Source organism: Roseiconus lacunae (assembly GCF_008312935.1).
In the GTDB taxonomy this organism is placed as follows: domain Bacteria; phylum Planctomycetota; class Planctomycetia; order Pirellulales; family Pirellulaceae; genus Stieleria; species Stieleria lacunae.
The window spans coordinates 1,336,818-1,353,538 of the sequence record NZ_VSZO01000001.1 but is presented as its reverse complement, the minus strand read 5'-3'; the positions used below and the strand labels follow the sequence as shown (position 1 = coordinate 1,353,538).

10 protein-coding genes are annotated in these 16,721 nt (G+C 55.8%); 3 read left to right on the top strand and 7 right to left on the bottom strand.

Annotated elements, in window-relative coordinates:
- Nucleotides 1-117: 117 nt before the first annotated feature.
- The 6 genes from FYC48_RS05140 to FYC48_RS05115 all read right to left on the bottom strand — a co-directional run bounded on the left by FYC48_RS05140 (nt 118) and on the right by FYC48_RS05115 (nt 12,284).
- Entirely contained in the window at nt 118-1,218 is a 1,101-nt protein-coding gene (locus FYC48_RS05140) for a hypothetical protein (protein WP_149495526.1), read from the bottom strand.
- A gap of 28 nt (nt 1,219-1,246) precedes the next feature.
- Entirely contained in the window at nt 1,247-5,728 is a 4,482-nt protein-coding gene (locus FYC48_RS05135; RefSeq protein ID WP_149495525.1) for a bifunctional serine/threonine-protein kinase/formylglycine-generating enzyme family protein, read from the bottom strand.
- A gap of 619 nt (nt 5,729-6,347) precedes the next feature.
- Nucleotides 6,348-7,118, bottom strand: a complete 771-nt coding sequence (locus FYC48_RS05130) for a sulfotransferase family protein (RefSeq protein ID WP_149495524.1) — start codon at nt 7,116-7,118, stop codon at nt 6,348-6,350.
- A gap of 134 nt (nt 7,119-7,252) precedes the next feature.
- Nucleotides 7,253-9,280 carry an ABC transporter ATP-binding protein gene (locus FYC48_RS05125; RefSeq protein WP_149495523.1) on the bottom strand — a complete coding sequence of 676 codons (2,028 nt, stop codon included), beginning with the start codon at nt 9,278-9,280 and terminating at the stop codon, nt 7,253-7,255.
- Nucleotides 9,281-9,297: 17 nt separating this feature from the next.
- Nucleotides 9,298-11,112, bottom strand: coding sequence for a glycosyltransferase (locus FYC48_RS05120; RefSeq protein ID WP_160149329.1), 1,815 nt, complete (start codon nt 11,110-11,112; stop codon nt 9,298-9,300).
- Between the two features lie 965 nt (nt 11,113-12,077).
- Nucleotides 12,078-12,284, bottom strand: a complete 207-nt coding sequence (locus tag FYC48_RS05115; RefSeq protein WP_149495521.1) for a hypothetical protein — start codon at nt 12,282-12,284, stop codon at nt 12,078-12,080.
- Nucleotides 12,285-12,307: 23 nt separating this feature from the next.
- Here FYC48_RS05115 and odhB point away from each other — a divergent pair, with 23 nt between their 5' ends.
- Entirely contained in the window at nt 12,308-13,594 is a 1,287-nt protein-coding gene (gene odhB / locus FYC48_RS05110; RefSeq protein WP_149495520.1) for a 2-oxoglutarate dehydrogenase complex dihydrolipoyllysine-residue succinyltransferase, read from the top strand.
- A 105-nt stretch (nt 13,595-13,699) separates the two neighbouring features.
- On the opposite strand, the gene proC is transcribed toward odhB, so the two are convergent.
- Entirely contained in the window at nt 13,700-14,503 is an 804-nt protein-coding gene (gene proC, locus FYC48_RS05105; protein ID WP_149495519.1) for a pyrroline-5-carboxylate reductase, read from the bottom strand.
- A 312-nt stretch (nt 14,504-14,815) separates the two neighbouring features.
- On the opposite strand from proC, the gene argB reads away from it, so the two are divergent.
- Both argB and argF read left to right on the top strand, forming a co-directional pair.
- The gene (argB, locus tag FYC48_RS05100) at nt 14,816-15,700 is read left to right on the top strand and encodes an acetylglutamate kinase (RefSeq protein ID WP_149495518.1); all 885 of its coding nucleotides are present in this window, start codon (nt 14,816-14,818) and stop codon (nt 15,698-15,700) included.
- A gap of 61 nt (nt 15,701-15,761) precedes the next feature.
- Entirely contained in the window at nt 15,762-16,706 is a 945-nt protein-coding gene (gene argF, locus FYC48_RS05095) for an ornithine carbamoyltransferase (protein WP_149495517.1), read from the top strand.
- The last annotated feature ends 15 nt before the right edge of the window (nt 16,707-16,721 follow it).

Below are 16,721 nucleotides of genomic sequence, written 5' to 3'. Positions count from 1 at the left end.
AGTAACGATCGGGCCATTGATGCATTTTGACTTATGAGCAATCAGTGTTCATCGCGAGTCTCGCATTTGGCCCGGGTAGGTAGAGACCACTTTGATGCGAAGGCGTTTGAGTTTGGTTCACCGCCTCCACTCGTCTGCGATGTAACGGCTCGCCCGACGAATGCCGACCGCGCGAGAGGATTCCCAGACTGTGCTCACTTGGCCGATGTGTTGAACAAGGCTGGGCGAAGGATGCCAGATTTCGATCCCGTGTCGCTGCGCCCAAACACCGATCCGAGTGTCGATCCCCGCATCGCCTTCGATGAAATCCAATTGCCGAGCGTCAATGGTTGCGAGCAAGTTGTGGGCTAACCTTTGAGGAAACGCCATCGCCAATGCTCCCAAGGCCCAGCGTCGAGGAAAAGGTTGCCAGCGATTGTCCGGTCGTACATCATCGCTCGAGGTGTAAAGCGATACGATCGAGTGATCATTGGGCCAGAGGTTTTGATCGACGTATTGTTTCAAGCACTGGATTTCCGGAAACAGCGTATCATCTTGGACGATCATCAAAACATCGGCGTCGGTGCTTACAAGGTACCGTAGTGCTGCGATCCAAGCCGGCCAGGCACCGACTGGATTAGCCCGTTCGGCAATCACGTTGCTTCCCGGCGGACGAACGACCCCGTCAACACCATCGATCGCGATCGCGGGATCCGACCAACCGCTTGCGACTAAGCTGTCGTAACAAATTTGCAGCGTCGGTTGGCGTCGCGGCGAAGTGGTGATGACAACCGACCATCGATGTGTGGCTCGCGATTGAGACGACGCGGGGATCAAAGGAAGGCAACGGTGAAGTGCCGCAAGATCAATCGATGTGGGTTGTCGATGTCTTTGCAGATCATCGATCAGATCGTTTTCATATCGCAACACGACAGGCAATTGCTCGATGGCCTTCGTCATTAACTGCTCTACATTGCCACACGTTGGAGCCCCCCGATGTAATTCCGCCAATCGTTCACTCGCGCGCTGAAACACAAGCGATGCGATCACCGGATTCCAGTCATCGACCGTCGGGTAGAAGCTGTCACAACAAGCTTGGCACATCTGTCGGTCGACCGAATCTGATGGTACCGGAACTTCACCGACCAATTGGTCCAGCAGCGCACAACGTATTGACGCGTCCCGGTTATCGGGACGCTTGTAGGGACAGGTTTCGGGCGTTCGTTGGTACGTTGTCAATCTGACGTGCGGTTCGAAGAAGGGATGATTAAGGCTTTGCCGGATCGACGGTACGACAAATCCGAAAGCCGACGGTGTAGTGATTGATTTTTTTTGCATCAGTACCGGAACGCGTCAAACGAATTTGGTCACTGACACCATCGTTGATACTGCCACCGCGAATCGGTTGTTGTTCTTTGCCGTGGCTGTATCCGGTGCACCACTCGCGAACGCCTCCATACATTCCAAACATCCCTGTGGAAAGCGGCTTCATTTGCGTGACCGGTGTTTGAATTTCAAATCGGTCGGGGTATTCGCCTGGGGCAACCCCGTAAGCGGTCAGCAAACTGGGGTCTTCACCGAATGCGAATTGGGATGTCGCATCGCCATAACAAGCTTGGGTCCATTCTTCCGGAAGCAGCAATCGATAGCCGCGTCGCTGTCGAAGGTTGGGGTAAATCCCAATCGTTTCTTGTTCTTCTTTGGTTGGCGGATAGCACTGATCTTCTTCTCCCATGCCTTCTTCCTGGGTCAGCCAGCGACAGTAGTCCACCGCGCTGAACCAGGAGATCAAAATCGTCGGGCAGTCTTGATGTGGCGCGCGGCGTTCGAACTCGGAGCGATCTTTGGGAAGGGGATGCTGTTCGGAAAACGCAGAAAACTGTTCTCGTGTCACTTCGGTCGCACTGACGTCGACGGTCGCCCCCGGCCAGTCAAAGCGAATGAAGGTCTGTCCTTGCGAATTGATGGTCCAATCGCAGGTCCGGCCAAGATCAGCGGGGCTGTTTCTCGATTGCACGGTTGCCAGACGACCGATCTCTTGCCGGACCCAATTCCGATCGTCATCGAGCTGCCCCAACATCCACCAAGCAACACTGTGTAAGTAAGCGTTGTTTGATTGGAGAAAAATTTCACGCCCAAGTGCGATCGTCCGATCGTAGCTTTGTTGCGTAAACGCCTGTCTTTCGAGCGAACCAAGGATAAGCAAGATCGATGCTTGCGTCGTCTCATCGACCGCTTGATCGAAAAGGTTGAGCACATAGTCGGAAGGAGCTTCCAACAGTGCGGCTCGTTCGATGATTTGAGCGCGCGTACCGACGAACGATTGCGGACCGAGCAGACGAAGATGATCGGTGAAACTGCGGTTGCGGAGAAGGAACGCCGAGACATTGGCAAGGCGTGCCGAATGAAGTGGACCGGGGCCCGCCTGGGTGAATCGATCAATGAGAAGATCCATTCGACTCTTAATCTCATGGTTTCGAAACGCATCCAATCGAGTGACATAAGGCGGGATGAACTCGGCGTCAAGTTCCGTAAAGACGTGTGTCATCCGGTCCACGTCGTCCCCCCACACCTCCAGCAGCATTTCGCGAGCGAGTTGTCCGCGTGTCGATTTGGATTGAGATTGGCAAATTTCGAGGATCGGTTCGAAGAAGTTGGTTGCCGTCTGATTCAAATGTCTCGCGATCATGTGCCGTTCATTCGGATAGATCGTCAGATGCTCCAACAACAAATCGGCAAACGGTTGGCGATTGGCTTGCCAGCGAGGCGTGTCTTCGACGAACATCGCTAGCGCAAGCATTGCGTTGACACGCTCGGTTAACTTTGCCTTGTCATCACCGACGACCTGCCACCAATACTCAAGGTGATCGTGGCTTAGTGGGTAGCGTTCCAATTCGGCAAGAGCGAGAGTCAAGTTGTCTCGGTCAACGTTGGGAAGGCCTTCAACAACTTCACCGAGAATCGTCGGGCTACCTTGATCGAGACGAAGGATACCGAGTCGAACATGCGACCCTGGTTGAGTGGTCGCCGGAAAAGCCGCCGCCATTTGCCGGAGACGCGGCAAACTCCATCTCGGATAGTTCTCGATGTCTTGAAGAATCGTTACCGCTCGACTTGGGTCGGCAGTCAACAACCGCTCGCAAATCGCGATCGAACGCGATCGAATCATCCAGGCTCCGATCAATACCGCGGCGACGAGTAATACCGCGGCAACCTTGAGTGTTTCGCCAATGTGTTTTCGGGTCGTCAACCGCATCATTCGACGTTCGTTTTCGCTCCACCGAGAACGCTTGGTCAATGACATGATGCGGATCCACTCCGACCAGGAGGGGAGATGACGATTTTCTTTTCTTGCGTTCCAAATTTCTGCATACCCGGACAGGATCAGTTGAGCCCGACCTTGCATCGACGATCGCAGATTCCGGGTCAGCCAACTTCGAATCGCCGGGACCAAGTAGTCATGTGTCAGCTGATACTGTTGATTCTCGCCAGGAATATCCAGCTTTGAATCCGAAGGGGTAATCAGATGCAATTCCCCGTCTAGGATCGCAAGGAGCGATGCGAATTGGCGCGGGTTAGCACCATAGCCAGAAATCTGACGGAGTTCAGCTTCGCCACGTGAGGCTCCCTTGAGAGGGCTGCCCGGATCGGGCATTAACGACGCCAATACTTTCTCGACGGCTTCTAGATGAACCTGCCGTTGGACAGGAGCTGAAGCACCAAACGATTCATCAAGAAACTTTAATCCGACGCCGTCCACCCCGCCGATTTGCTGCAAAGACTTCATCGTCCAAGGACGACTTTTCATGATTTCGGCAAACGTTACCAGTTGCACGGGGGCAATTTTCCCCTCGACCGCAAGGCCCGCGATGGCTTCATCAAGGAACCGAGATTGTTCGGCATTGAGCTTGGTGAGTTGGTCGGGTAATCGTTCGTACCCCCGACCATACTCCGCTAGGACTCGCCGGGCATGCCGCTGATCAAAAAGATCCAACATCGCCAAATTTTGACTGCGAACTAAGTCGACCTCAAGCTCATCGGCAAGACAGCTCACCCCGATCCAATAGTCGTCACGAACGAGTAAGATGCACTGAAGATTTTCGCCGTCACACTGTCGCAGTGCCAGCGCCAATGCCGTGTCTGTTCGTCCCGCGTGTGAGTGCAACCATTGCTCGAATTGGTCGATCACCAACAGCAGTTTACCACCGGGAAGTTGTTCGGCATGTTGCCGGATCCAACTCATCGCCTCGGTGACATTGACAGTTTCAGGCAAAGCGGGGACAGCATGACGAAGTGTCGAAACGATCAGGCGGTCGGTGTCGCTTGCACTGGCGCTTACGAAGCAGACCACAATCGACTCAGATAATCGCGGTAACAACCCCGCTCGTACGAACGAAGATTTTCCCGAGCCCGATTTGCCGTAGATCACTCCGATCCGAAACGCGGTTTCGAAATCATGTGATTCGATTCGTCGCTTCCAAAATCGGATGCTCTCGGGCATCCCCATGCGATCGAACGGGCCGGGCAACAATCGGATAAAGTAGTCCGCGTCTTCTTCGTCAAAGGCCCGAAAGCCGCGTGGCACGATCTCGGTCAACGCATCGGAACTTTTAGACATTTCCGCCGACAGGGCGTCTCGATGACTACCCAAGACGATCCGGCTTTCACTTTTCCAAGCTTCATCGGATTCCCCTTGCGACAACACCCAGTCGAGATCATCGACCAATGCTCCCGCATCGTGGTATCGCATCGTCGCTCGTTTACATAGCAATCGCAAACAAATTCGTTCGAGCTCTTTAGGGATGCGGCGGTCGTGCTCACGCAGCGGAATCGGCGTTGTGTTTTTTATCGATTCAAGCAATCGATGAGTTTCCTCATCGACAAATGGACGCTCACCACAAAGCATCTCATACATCACGACACCGAGACTGAAGAGATCAGATCGGTTGTCGACCAAATGGCTTTCGCCCCGCGCTTGTTCGGGGCTCATGTACGCATAAGTTCCAATTTTCCCTGTCCGCCGCGGGGCATCGTTAAGATGCAATGCCAGTCCGAAATCAGTCAGGTAGCAACGCCCCAATCCATCCATCAGCACGTTGGCCGGTTTAATGTCACGATGCACCACATCTTGTGAATGGATGAACTGCAACGTCGATGCGAGTGCGCGAAGCACATGAAGTTTCTCGATCCCGGTATGCGATTCGCTCATCCAATCTGTGAGCGTATGGCCATCAATAAACTTGGAAACGATGAAGTAGCGGTCGTGGATTTTTCCGAAGTCATAAATGGGAACCACGCCAGGGTGATCGAGGCTCGCGATCACACGAGCTTCCTCAAGAAACCGTTCCACGTCAAACGACTTTGCCATTCGCGCTTGGTGTGGGATCTTGATCGCGACCGGCCGTTTCAATTCGGTATCGGTCGCCAAGTAGACGTTCCCAAAGCCACCGGTCGCGAGTTGTCGATCAATTCGGTAACGCTCGATCTGTGGAGTGCTCGGCAAAAACAGATCATCGCTAAACTCGCCATCCTGTCCGATCGATTCGTCTTTACTATCGCCGGCGACCGTTCGCGTCAGCTTCGATTCTGCTTCAGAGACAGCCGGCAAGTCGACCGTGATCAAGCCAGATTCTTCCGACGATGAGGCACCGTCGACGGTTGCATCGGAATTCCGCTGCTTGCGGCTATCGTATTGACGTGGCCCCGAATCCGTAGACTCATCTGCCGGGGCGTCTTCATCACCGGCCATCGAATCAAACCTGTTTGAGAATGCGACGTAGGGCTGTGTCTAAATTAATACGATGAGACCAATCCACCGACCGTCGCCCCCTGCCCCAGTCTTGCCGAGCAACTGTGACGAGCGGTGTTGATCGATCCTAAACCAAGGGCCTATCCGGAAACCCAAGCGGAACGGGCTAGCGTTTCGTCAACATTTGAAGTGAGCATGAGCCGACCCCAAACATTTGATCTCGTCGGAACACGAGCGTCGAGCCTACGTCGCGAAACCCGGCTTCCATCGAGGTCAGCGGTTCGCGCTGCGAGATGGCACGACGCCAGACATCGATTTTCGGATCGTACGGTTTTTCGGATAGTTCTGAGGACAGACAACATAGTAGACAGACCAGCTACTTTAGCATAGTTGCCGATCGGCGTGCAGCGTCAAGCGTACGATCATGCGGGCCGAGAGAGACTGCTGGTCGATCTAGACTGTGTGGCTACCGAAAAACTGTGTGGCTACCGGAAACGCGGGTGCTCTCTTCCAGTTGCCCATTCGGGTTTGACCAATTTGCCGACGGGCGTAGCCTTCGGCCATCGCGGCGAAACCACGACGAACTCGAACCGCAACCGTTTCGGTTCGAGGCAGTGGATCAAAATCCCCAAAGACGATCGAGATGGTCGATACCTACCAGATCAACGAGTTCATTCAGTTGCGGCTGATAGAGTCGCCAAAGCTGATTTCGGGTGAAGTCGTCGATTTGCTCTGAGCCGTACTCGCGAACATGACAGGTTTGGAGTTCAAGCTCTGCTTCCGGCAGCCCAAGGAACTTCAAAAGGCGACACGTCTCCGCAATCGGCTCAACGCACCATTGCTCTAGGGCGATGACGTGCAGTTGATCGCGGCTAAAGAACTGAAGTAGCGATCGAAGTTGAGCAGCATACATTCCACGGCCGATCAAGCCTTGCCAATGTGGGAATGGCGTCTTCACCTCTGCTCGGACATTCTCGGCGAACGACTTTCCCGGACGCCTCCAATCCCAGTGCAGGGTCCCCGGCAGCATCTGTCGGTAGTGATTGAATTGACTGAAGGCACGGTCGATCGGGTTACGCAACGAAACAATTAATCGGGCCTCGGGCATCAATTCAAAAAGTCGTTGATGCGCGAGTGGATCGCAGAAGTAGTTGGGCGAAGCATCGAGCGCGACTTTGTCGATCGCCGAAAAGTGCCCTAGATACCATGCCGCCCCACGTGCGAAGTGGTCGTTAAAGAAGTTGATTTCCTTGAATACTTTGCCCGTCGATCGGTCTCGAGGAATCTCGATCAAAGGGTGCTTGGCGAGCGTGGAAAACAGCGTCGACGTACCGCCCTTTTGTGCTCCGACGATGACAGCGAAAGGCTGGATGATGGGGGCAGTCGTCATTCGTCCGCTAATGTTTCGTCGGCATCTGAAGTTAAGATTAGCCGAATGGCGTTAGCTTGGTTTCGGTGCAATCTCCGGGGCCGACGCCCGTCGGCTGATGAACCGCCCCCCGAAGGCTTGGTCCGGACGAAGCACTAAGCGGCATTCCGTGATGAGAGCATCTCTAGGTTCGCTGCGAATAGTTTTGCAAACGGCGGGCAGGTTCGAAGAAGTTCTTCGGGCTGTCCGTCCGCGACGACCTTTCCATGATCCATCACCACGATTCGATCACACAGCTCGAAAACCTCGGGGCGATGTGAGACGAAAATACAAGTCCGGTCGCGTGTATACTCTCGCAACGCGTCATAAATCAACTGTTCGCTATGTTGATCGATTTGGTTGGTCGCTTCGTCGAGAATCAGGATCGTTGGATTTCGCAGGAAGGCGCGAGCCAATGCGATGCGTTGTTTTTGACCACCGGACAAACGGTTGCCATCGAAGCCGACTTCGGTGTCGTATTTTTCCGAGAGCTTTTGGATGAACTCATCGGCACGGGCGAGCTTAGCCGCTCGATAGACATCTTCTTCAGACGCATCAACGCTGCCGAAGCGAACGTTCGCCGAAACCGTGTCATCGATCATCGCCGGCGTTTGCGCGACGAAGCTGATTGCCCGACGCACAATTTTTGGATCAACGTCAACCAAGTCGATACCGTCGATCGTGACCGAGCCTTCGTGGGGATCGTAGAAACGCAGAAGCAATTTTGCGAGCGTCGACTTTCCGCAGCCGTTGGCACCGACGATACAAACCGTTTCGCCTGGCTGGACGCAAAGGTCGACTCCGTTGAGGACGGTCTGATCCGCACGGTATCCGAACGCGGTCGACTTGAACTCGACCTTGCCGTCTTTAAATGGAATTAAGTTGGTGCGGTCTCGGCTGCTCGGTGCATCGGGCGACGGTTCGTTGGCCGATGCAAAATCCAAACGGCTTTCTTCGTCGAGCACTTCGGAGACACGATCGGCGGCGGCAATTCCGATTTGCAAGTTGCTATAAACGTCAGTGAGTTTTCGTGCCGGGTCGCTCATCCCAACCATCATGCCGAAGAAAATCAGCATTTGTGAAATCGTCAGCGGCCGCTCCGTCATCTGGATCCCCAGAAGATCGGTCTGTTGGTTGAGGACCAGGTAGGCGCCTGCGACCAGAGAAACTGCGACCGCGGTGATCCCCGCAAGTTCTGTCACTGGCTTGGTCATCGCAATCCAGAACGAGATCTTGACCGAACGTCGCATCCGTTCGTCGCCCGCGTCGTCGACTTCGTGCGCCATCGGTTTTTCCATTCCGTATGCCTGAATCGCCGGCAGCGACATCACCGATTGAAAGACGAGTCGATTGAGATGGACGGAGTCCGAGACGTGAGCTTTCAGCGTGCGGCGAATCTTTCGGCTAAGCGTCGAAATCAGGAGTGCCGTCGGCGGCGCGATCATCAGAGTGAATAGCATTAGCCGCCAACTAATAAATGCCGCACCAAATCCGCAGACAATAATCTTTAGCGGTTCCCGCACCGAAGCGCCGAGCAGGACATGCATGCCCTTGCTCACGTGCTCGATTGACTCGGTAAAGTGCGTCACCAGTTGACTCGTACCGAAGCGATCGTAACTTGCCAAATCTAAGGCAAGAACCTTTTCGGTGTATTGGTTCTGCAAATCCAGCGTCGTCTTTTGAACAGCCCAAGTTGTTGAGACCAAATTGGCGACGATGAAGATGTTTTTCAGTGCCGTCGCCGCCAGCAGGATCACCATGAACACCAACACGGTGTAGAACGGATCCTTGGGAAGCATGTCCGCATACGGCCGGACACGCTCGCGATTGGTGATCGTGTCTTGAAGTGATTCAATTTCTGAGAGCCAATCCTCACGATCGGCTTGTTGCTGTTCGGTCAGTTTGGCCTGGGGAAGGGTCGCCAGTTTTTGACGGTACTTGTCGATCCCTTCGTTGGCTTCGTCGATGTCATCAGCGATCCACTGCTGCACCGATTTGCCGTTCAGGCAAACCTCCAGAACCGGGTAGACGGCACCGATATTGCCTCCCCATAGCATCGCAACGGCAAGGGAGCAAAAGATGGAAGCGGAAAGGGCCAACGGATAACGGCCCAACCCTCGAGCGATGCGGAGAAATGGTTTCATATCGACGTATTTACTGCCTAACCGCGAGCGGTCTCTAACAAAGTTTGTGCGTGGTGGTGGAACCACTGACGGAATCGATAAGGCCGAATCGCACGTCGCATTTCACGTGTCGTCGGGACGTGCCCAATGACACGGCGACGAAGACGATTCATTTCGGTTGTTCCGGCGGTTTCCAGCAATACCTGAGTCTTTTGCGTTTCGATGACTCGGAAAGCCCCCAGGAATCGTGGGACGCGAACGAATTTCAAACCCGCGGAGCGGAATCGAAGTATCAGATCCCAATCCATTGCGAACTGAAACGATTCGTCGAGTGTGCAATCGACCGCCTGCCAGGCACGCTTTCGCCAGAACATCGTTTCTTGAGGAATGTAGTCAGCAAACATGATCGCGTGATCGTCATGTGGCGGCAGTACCCATCGTCCGATCTCTTGGTCGTTTTCGTCGATGATCAGCCGATGACCATAAATCACATCGACATCGGGGTGGCTACGAAAGTATTCCGAGACGAACGACAAACTGCCCGGCAACAAGATGTCGTCGGAGTTCAGGTAGGCCATGATGTCGGTGTCGACATGGCTGAGCCCCCGGTTGATTGCCTGGGTTTGCCCGCCATCGCGTCGCGACTCCCAGCAATGCAGCTTGGATTCATACTGGCGAATGATGTCGACACTATTGTCGGTCGATTCGCCGTCCTGAACGACGTACTGGATGCGGGGGAATCCTTGGCCGACGACGCTTTCAATCGTCCGCTCGAGATACTCACCGGTATTCAGGTTCGGAGTGACGATCCCGATCGACAGTTGCTTCTCGGGCGATGCACCCCGGGCATGGTTGTCGATGTTGAACGTGCGCGGTTCGTGTTGCTTGAGCTGGAAGAGTCGACTTCGGAAAAAGCCGCGGAGCGTTGGCCCAATGCCCATCGGTAGGTAGCGTGTCAGCTCGCGAGGGTATTTGAGTGATCGCGAGACTTGAGCTTTGACATGCGACGGGAGTAGTCTGGTCTTGCACCCCAATGCTTCGACCGACTGGGAAGCGAGGTGAAGCAGAGCTTTGTCATAACCGGGCTGAAGCGGATCGTGCCCTTGTTGGATCGCAAGGTACTTCCCGAGTTCGAGGGCTGCTTGAGGCGGGACGTCGCCGTAGTGACGGTGCAGCAACTCAACGCGTTCTTGGGCGCGAGAGATTTGATACCCCACCGCGGCATTGCCAAAATGCGTGTTATGACGGTGCCGTCGCTTGCGAGCCAAGCAGGACTCTTCACGAAAGAATGTTTGCTCTGCCAGAAAAGCACGCACCACGAAGTCGTACCAGTAGTGGTACCGCAAAGTTTCGTCGAGGCCACCGACTTGATCGATCACCGAGCGGCGAAAGAACAAGCTCGGTTGATAACCATCGGCGCGGCGGCGAAGACGCCCGGATTCAAGTTTTCGAGGCACGGAGGTGCGGTAGACGACGCTGTCTTCATCAATTTGCTCGATCGCGCCGTAGATCAGGTCGCAATCCGGGTTGGCCTGAAAGATCGCAGTGACACGGGCAAGTGTTTCCGGAAGGTACTGATCGTCATCGGCAAGGCAGCCAATGATGTCACCGCTGGCTTGATAAAGTCCGACGTTGAACGCCGCGGCGGCACCGGCGATAGGGGCCTTAACAAACTTGCATTCAGTGCGGTTGCTGCCCAAATCAACCGCGCGTGGAGTGGTCGATGCTTCGGGAGCGGTCACGACAACATGTTCGACGGTCGGACCGCAATCCGATGGGTGAACACTCTCGAGTGTTTCAATAAGAAACCGCCGCTTGCCCAAGGTAGGCGTGATAATTGAAAATGAAAGCATCCTGCTTTGTCCTATCGCGAATCGCCTTGAAAACCGCGAGACGATTTCCATCGAACTTGCGTTTTAGCCATGCCGGTAGTGAGTGTAAAGATCGATTGGTTAGTCAATCTGCGAAGTCAGCCGACGTGTGCGGCCAACGTTCATGACGAGCTTTACAGAAAGATCGTCGGCCTACGCAAGAGAACCTCCCCAGTAAGCGGGACGCGACCGTCAAAGTGCCGCTAGATTTCGCAGGTTTTGAGTGTGATCAGACAAACGTTAGCAATGCGTTCAAGTCGCCCGCCCATTCCACCGGAGCATCAACAGATTGCAATCAAATCCACCCTGATATCCAACCGGGGACAGTGACATCCAACCGGGGACAGAGCATCCATCGGGGACAGAGCACTCCGTATTGATAGCTGCCAAAGGGGCCAAGATGATGTCATTGCGTTGGCAGTGATGACAGCAATGCCAAGGGCTTTCTAAGAGGGACAGGGCATCATTTAAGCTGCTTGCTGTCATTGGTTTTCGGGGGACAGCTTTACGGGGACATAGAGCTTTACGGGGACATAGTAGAGCTTTACGGGGACATAGCACGACAATCGCCGTTTGCTATCAATCCGATCTTCGCCGGGCGTACTCTGTCCCCCAATGAATTTTCCCCCCTCTGCGGCCCTGCGTCGTAGCGTCTTTGCGTTTTATGAAACTGACAGGAGCACTCAAGCGGACAGAGCACCGCTGTTCGCCATTGCCATCAATTAAGCCGCCCTGTCCCCCGAGATGCTCTGTCCCCGATGGGTCCGGTCCTGATGGGATTGCTACCAAAAAGGTTGTGGATGCTCTGTCCCCCGGTTTGATGGCGATAGTGCGGGTGTGTCCCCGAATGTTGGGGGAATGCTTGCAATTGGAGGCGGCGGGCCGGAATCGGATTCGGCGGTGCGGCGAATTGAACTGTTGATCCATTTTGCTCGCGGTCGATGTTGTCACCATGCAATCATTGCTAGGAAATGAGGTATGGTGTCGAGAGGACAACGATTCGATGAAATGCTACCCGACACCGGTGTTCCCAACCGGATACCGCTGGGATAGCGATTGGTCAGCCGGTATCCTTTCCAGTGCTGTGCCCCTTCATTGCAGTGCTTGTCCAGCAGTGCTTCTTCAAGCAGTGCCAGTCCAACCCCTGTTTTCATCCTGAATTGGAAGACCCGGACCCGTGAGCGAAATCGTAGACGTTGAAGTCCCAACCGTGGGCGAATCCATCACCGAAGTCCAACTCGGCACTTGGTTGAAGGCAGAGGGGGATTGGGTGGAAAATGGCGAAGATCTCGTCGAAATCGAAACCGAAAAAGCCTCGGTGCAGCTGCCCGCCCCCGTCGCAGGGTTCCTGCAAGACATCGCCAAGCAAGAGGAAGACTTCGCCGAGGTCGGTGAAGTCATCGCCAAAATTCGTGTCGCCCCCAAACCGGCCGGCGGTGGCGATACGGGCGGCGGTGATTCCGCTTCGCCTAGTTCCGGCGAAAGTTCCTCCGAGACAGCCGGGCAGTCCGGCGCCTCCGATCCAGCGGCGACGACCGCGTCGTTCGTGATGCCCGCCGCCCAGCGACTGCTCGACGAAAATGGTCTGTCCGCTTCTGACGTTCCCGCGACCGGCCCCGGCGGCCGATTGCTGAAAGAAGACGTGCAAAAATTCATCGATGCCGGGGGCAAGGCCAAACCCGCCAAGTCGCCCGCTGCGACAGAAACCAAGGCCGTCGCCGCTCCACCAAAGCCGCAAAGCACCCTGATGACCGGCGGCGGCGATCGCAGCGAAGAGGTCAAGCCGCTGAGTATGTTGCGGCGGACCATCGCATCACGCCTGGTCACGGCTCAGCAAACGGCCGCACTGCTGACGACATTCAACGAGATCGACATGTCGCCGGTGATGGCGCTGCGGAAAAAATACAAAGACGCTTTTCTGCAAAAGCATGGCGTGAAATTGGGCTTCATGTCGTTCTTCGCCAAGGCCAGCGTCGAAGCATTGCGGCGTTTTCCGGCGGTCAATGCGGAGATCCGCGACGACAGCGCGATCTATCGCAACTACCACGACATCGGGATCGCGATCGGTGGCGGAAAAGGCTTGGTCGTTCCGATCCTGCGAAACACCGAAATGATGTCCTTTGCGGAGATCGAATGGACGATCGCGGACTTTGCCAAGCAAGCGTCCGAGAATCGCCTGCAAGCGGAAGACCTGATCGGCGGAACATTCACGATCAGCAACGGCGGTGTGTATGGGTCGCTGCTGAGCACGCCGATCGTCAATCCGCCGCAGAGCGGAATCTTGGGCCTGCACTCCATCCAAGAACGCCCGGTCGCGATCGACGGTAAAGTCGAAATCCGCCCGATGATGTATGTCGCGTTGACCTACGACCACCGAATCGTCGATGGCCGTGAAGCGGTCGGATTCTTGCGAACGATCAAAGAAGTGATCGAGGACCCGGCGCGGTTGTTCCTGGAGCTTTAGGCCCGCTGGCACGAAGCTCGATCGGCATCGAGAGACCAACGGCAACCGCGAGCGAACGCCCGGCGGTTGCCATGTGAGTGCGGTTCTGAACTAGCTCAGCTCAATTCAGCTCAGCTCAGCGCTGCGTTTGGCGCTTGCCTCGACGGCGGCGATCATCGCGGCGCGGAGGCCATTTTCTTCGAGTGACTGCAAGGCCGCGATCGTCGTCCCGCCGGGGCTGGCGACCGCGTCTTTTAGCTCGCCGGGGTGCCGACCGGTATCCATCACCATTTTCGCAGCCCCCATCACCGTCTGCGCTGCCAGCCGCATCGCCAGTGCTCGCGGCAGCCCGCAAAGCACAGCGCCGTCGGCGAGGGCTTCGATAACCAAGCAGATATAGGCCGGCCCCGAACCGCTTAATCCAGTCACGGCGTCCATCTGAGCCTCGGTGACTTGGGCCGCGACGCCGACACCGGAGAGGGCTTCGTCAATCCACTGACAATCCGCTTCGGTGGCGGCTTCGTCGGCGCAATACGCGCTCGCCCCGGCCCCGACAAGGCTGGGTGTGTTCGGCATCACGCGGATCACTCGCTGGTGCCCAACGCTAGCGGACAATTTGGCGAGTGGGACACCGGCGGCGATCGACACGATCAGCTTTTCCGATCCTCCGGCGGCGATTTGGGCGGCGACCTTCGTGATCGCGTATGGCTTGACCGCAAGGATCACCACGTCACTACGATCGAGGTGTCCGTCCGGGCTGGCCACCACAGTGACTTGGGGATGATTCTCCTTCCACCATTGTTGCGAGGCCTGATTGTGATCGACGACGGTGAGGTCGGCGGCGGCGATCACATCGGAGCCCATCATCCCTCCGGCCAGTGCGCGTCCCATTTGCCCACCACCGATCAGGGCTACCGTTCGTTTCTTCATCAAGTTTTCTTCCTAGTTCGTGCGATCAAAGGGTTCGAAGGCTTGGGTGCCTTCATTTGGCGGCTTTTCGGGGGCGAAAGCGGCCGACCGACCGCTTGACAATTGACCCCCACACCGCAGGCACCTAGCATGATGCGTTTTTCCCCGATCGCCAACAGTCGATTTGGGTGCGAATTGCCGATCCATGAACGGTTTGCATCACCAGCGGTGCGGACCATCGACGCCGCATCCCAGACGCTTGGTGCGACCCGACGGTAGAAACCTTTGATTGAAAGTCCTCCTCAAGCCCCCAATTCCACGGGAGTCTCCTGCGTGCTAGAAGCGATTGCCAAAGCGGACACGTTGATCGAAGCGATGGGATGGATCCGCCGATTCCGGGGAAAAACCACCGTGATCAAATTGGGCGGCAGCGTCTTGGATGACGACAACGCGTTGCTGCACATCCTCCTCGATGTGATCTTTATGGAAACGGTGGGGATGAAGCCCGTCGTGGTCCACGGCGGTGGCAAGGCGATCAACCGAGCGCTCGCCGAAGCAAATGTTGAGCCACAATTCATTCAAGGCCGTCGCTACACCGATGACATGACTCTCGATGTCGTCCGCCGCGTCTTGGCCGGAGACGTCAATCGTCACCTGACCGAAGAGATCGAACGACTCGGTGGCCGGGCGATGAACTTGTCGGTCCACACGACGAACGTCCTTTTCGGCGAACGGTTGAAGCTGGAAACCGGCGAAGACCTCGGGCATGTCGGCAAAGTGACCGAAGTCGACCGGGATGTGATCGAAGGTCTGTTGTACACCGATCAAGTGCCGATCATCCCCAGCATGTGCGAAGACCGCGACGGAAATCTATACAACGTCAACGCCGACACCGCGGCGATGGCCGTCGCCCAAGCCCTCGGCGCCGAAAAACTGGTCTTCCTTTCCGACGTCAACGGCGTGCGTTTGGACAAAGATGATCCGAACACGATCATCCATTCACTCAGCGAAGCGAAGGCGCGCGAGTTGATCGCATCGGGCCACATCGCCGAGGGCATGATCCCTAAAGTCGAGGCCTGCTTGGAAACACTTGATCGAGGCGTGGGCAAGGTTCACATCATCGACGGCCGACTGCGACACTCGTTGCTGTTGGAAATCTACACATCCGAAGGCGTCGGCACGGAACTTTTCCGCGAACCTCCGACCGCCACCGCGTGACCAAGTCCTTTTCCTTTTCCCGTCACTGCTTCCTGTCATTGCGGAAAGTGAGATCACTGACATGCAACACTTCAATTCCCTTTTCGATATCTCCTGTGACGACCTCAAGCTGATTTTGCAAACCGCAAAGGTTGTCAAAAGCAAGCTCAAGGCGGGCGAACGCCCCGACGTGTTGCACAACCGAGTCGTCGCGCTCTTGTTTCAAAAGCCCAGTTTGCGAACCCGTGTCAGTTTCGAATCCGGCATCGCGCAACTTGGCGGGTCGAGCTTGTTTCTCGGTGACGATGTCGGCTGGGGAAAGCGTGAGTCCGCGTCTGACTTTACAAAAGTTCTTGGCCAGTTTATTGACGCGGTCGTCTGCCGTGCCAACCGCCATGAAAGCGTCACACAGCTATCGAGCTACAACGCCGTCCCAATCATCAATGGGTTGACTGACCTCTGCCATCCTTGCCAAGCCCTCGCCGATGTGATGACCATCGATGAAGCATTTGACGGATATGAAGGCAAGCATTTGGTTTTTGTTGGCGACGGCAATAACGTCGCCAACTCGTTAGCACTGATTTGTGCGATGCTCGACATGCGATTCACACTTGCCTGCCCGAAAGGCTATGAAATGGATCGTCAATGGGTCGAACGCATGGCAAAGGAATACCCCAAGGCGGATATCACCACGACCAGCGATGCGACCGCCGCGGTCGCGACCGCCGACGCGATTTATACCGACGTCTGGATCAGCATGGGACAAGAGGCCGAAGCCGCCGAGCGACGCAGCGCGTTTGCCGACTACCAAGTCAACGAAAAACTGATGGCGGCGGCGCCGTCATCGGCTCGAGTCCTGCACTGCCTGCCCGCCGTTCGCGGCGAAGAGATCACCGATGGCGTGATCGACGGCTCGCAAAGCAGCGTGATCGATCAAGCCGGCAACCGTATGCACGCGCAAAAAGGCTTGCTCGTCTGGTTGCTCGCCCGCGACTGGATCGCCAAGAACGTGATGACCTGCCTATAGTGCTCCGTCTCCATC

Bases quoted from the DNA above. Each gene is read 5' to 3' on its own strand.
- proC (WP_149495519.1), bottom strand. From the start codon at position 14,503: ATGAAGAAACGAACGGTAGCCCTGATCGGTGGTGGGCAAATGGGACGC.
- FYC48_RS05125 (WP_149495523.1), bottom strand. From the start codon at position 9,280: ATGAAACCATTTCTCCGCATCGCTCGAGGGTTGGGCCGTTATCCGTTG.
- FYC48_RS05130 (WP_149495524.1), bottom strand. From the start codon at position 7,118: ATGACGACTGCCCCCATCATCCAGCCTTTCGCTGTCATCGTCGGAGCA.
- FYC48_RS05120 (WP_160149329.1), bottom strand. From the start codon at position 11,112: ATGCTTTCATTTTCAATTATCACGCCTACCTTGGGCAAGCGGCGGTTT.
- FYC48_RS05115 (WP_149495521.1), bottom strand. From the start codon at position 12,284: ATGAAAACAGGGGTTGGACTGGCACTGCTTGAAGAAGCACTGCTGGAC.
- argF (WP_149495517.1), top strand. From the start codon at position 15,762: ATGCAACACTTCAATTCCCTTTTCGATATCTCCTGTGACGACCTCAAG.
- FYC48_RS05135 (WP_149495525.1), bottom strand. From the start codon at position 5,728: ATGGCCGGTGATGAAGACGCCCCGGCAGATGAGTCTACGGATTCGGGG.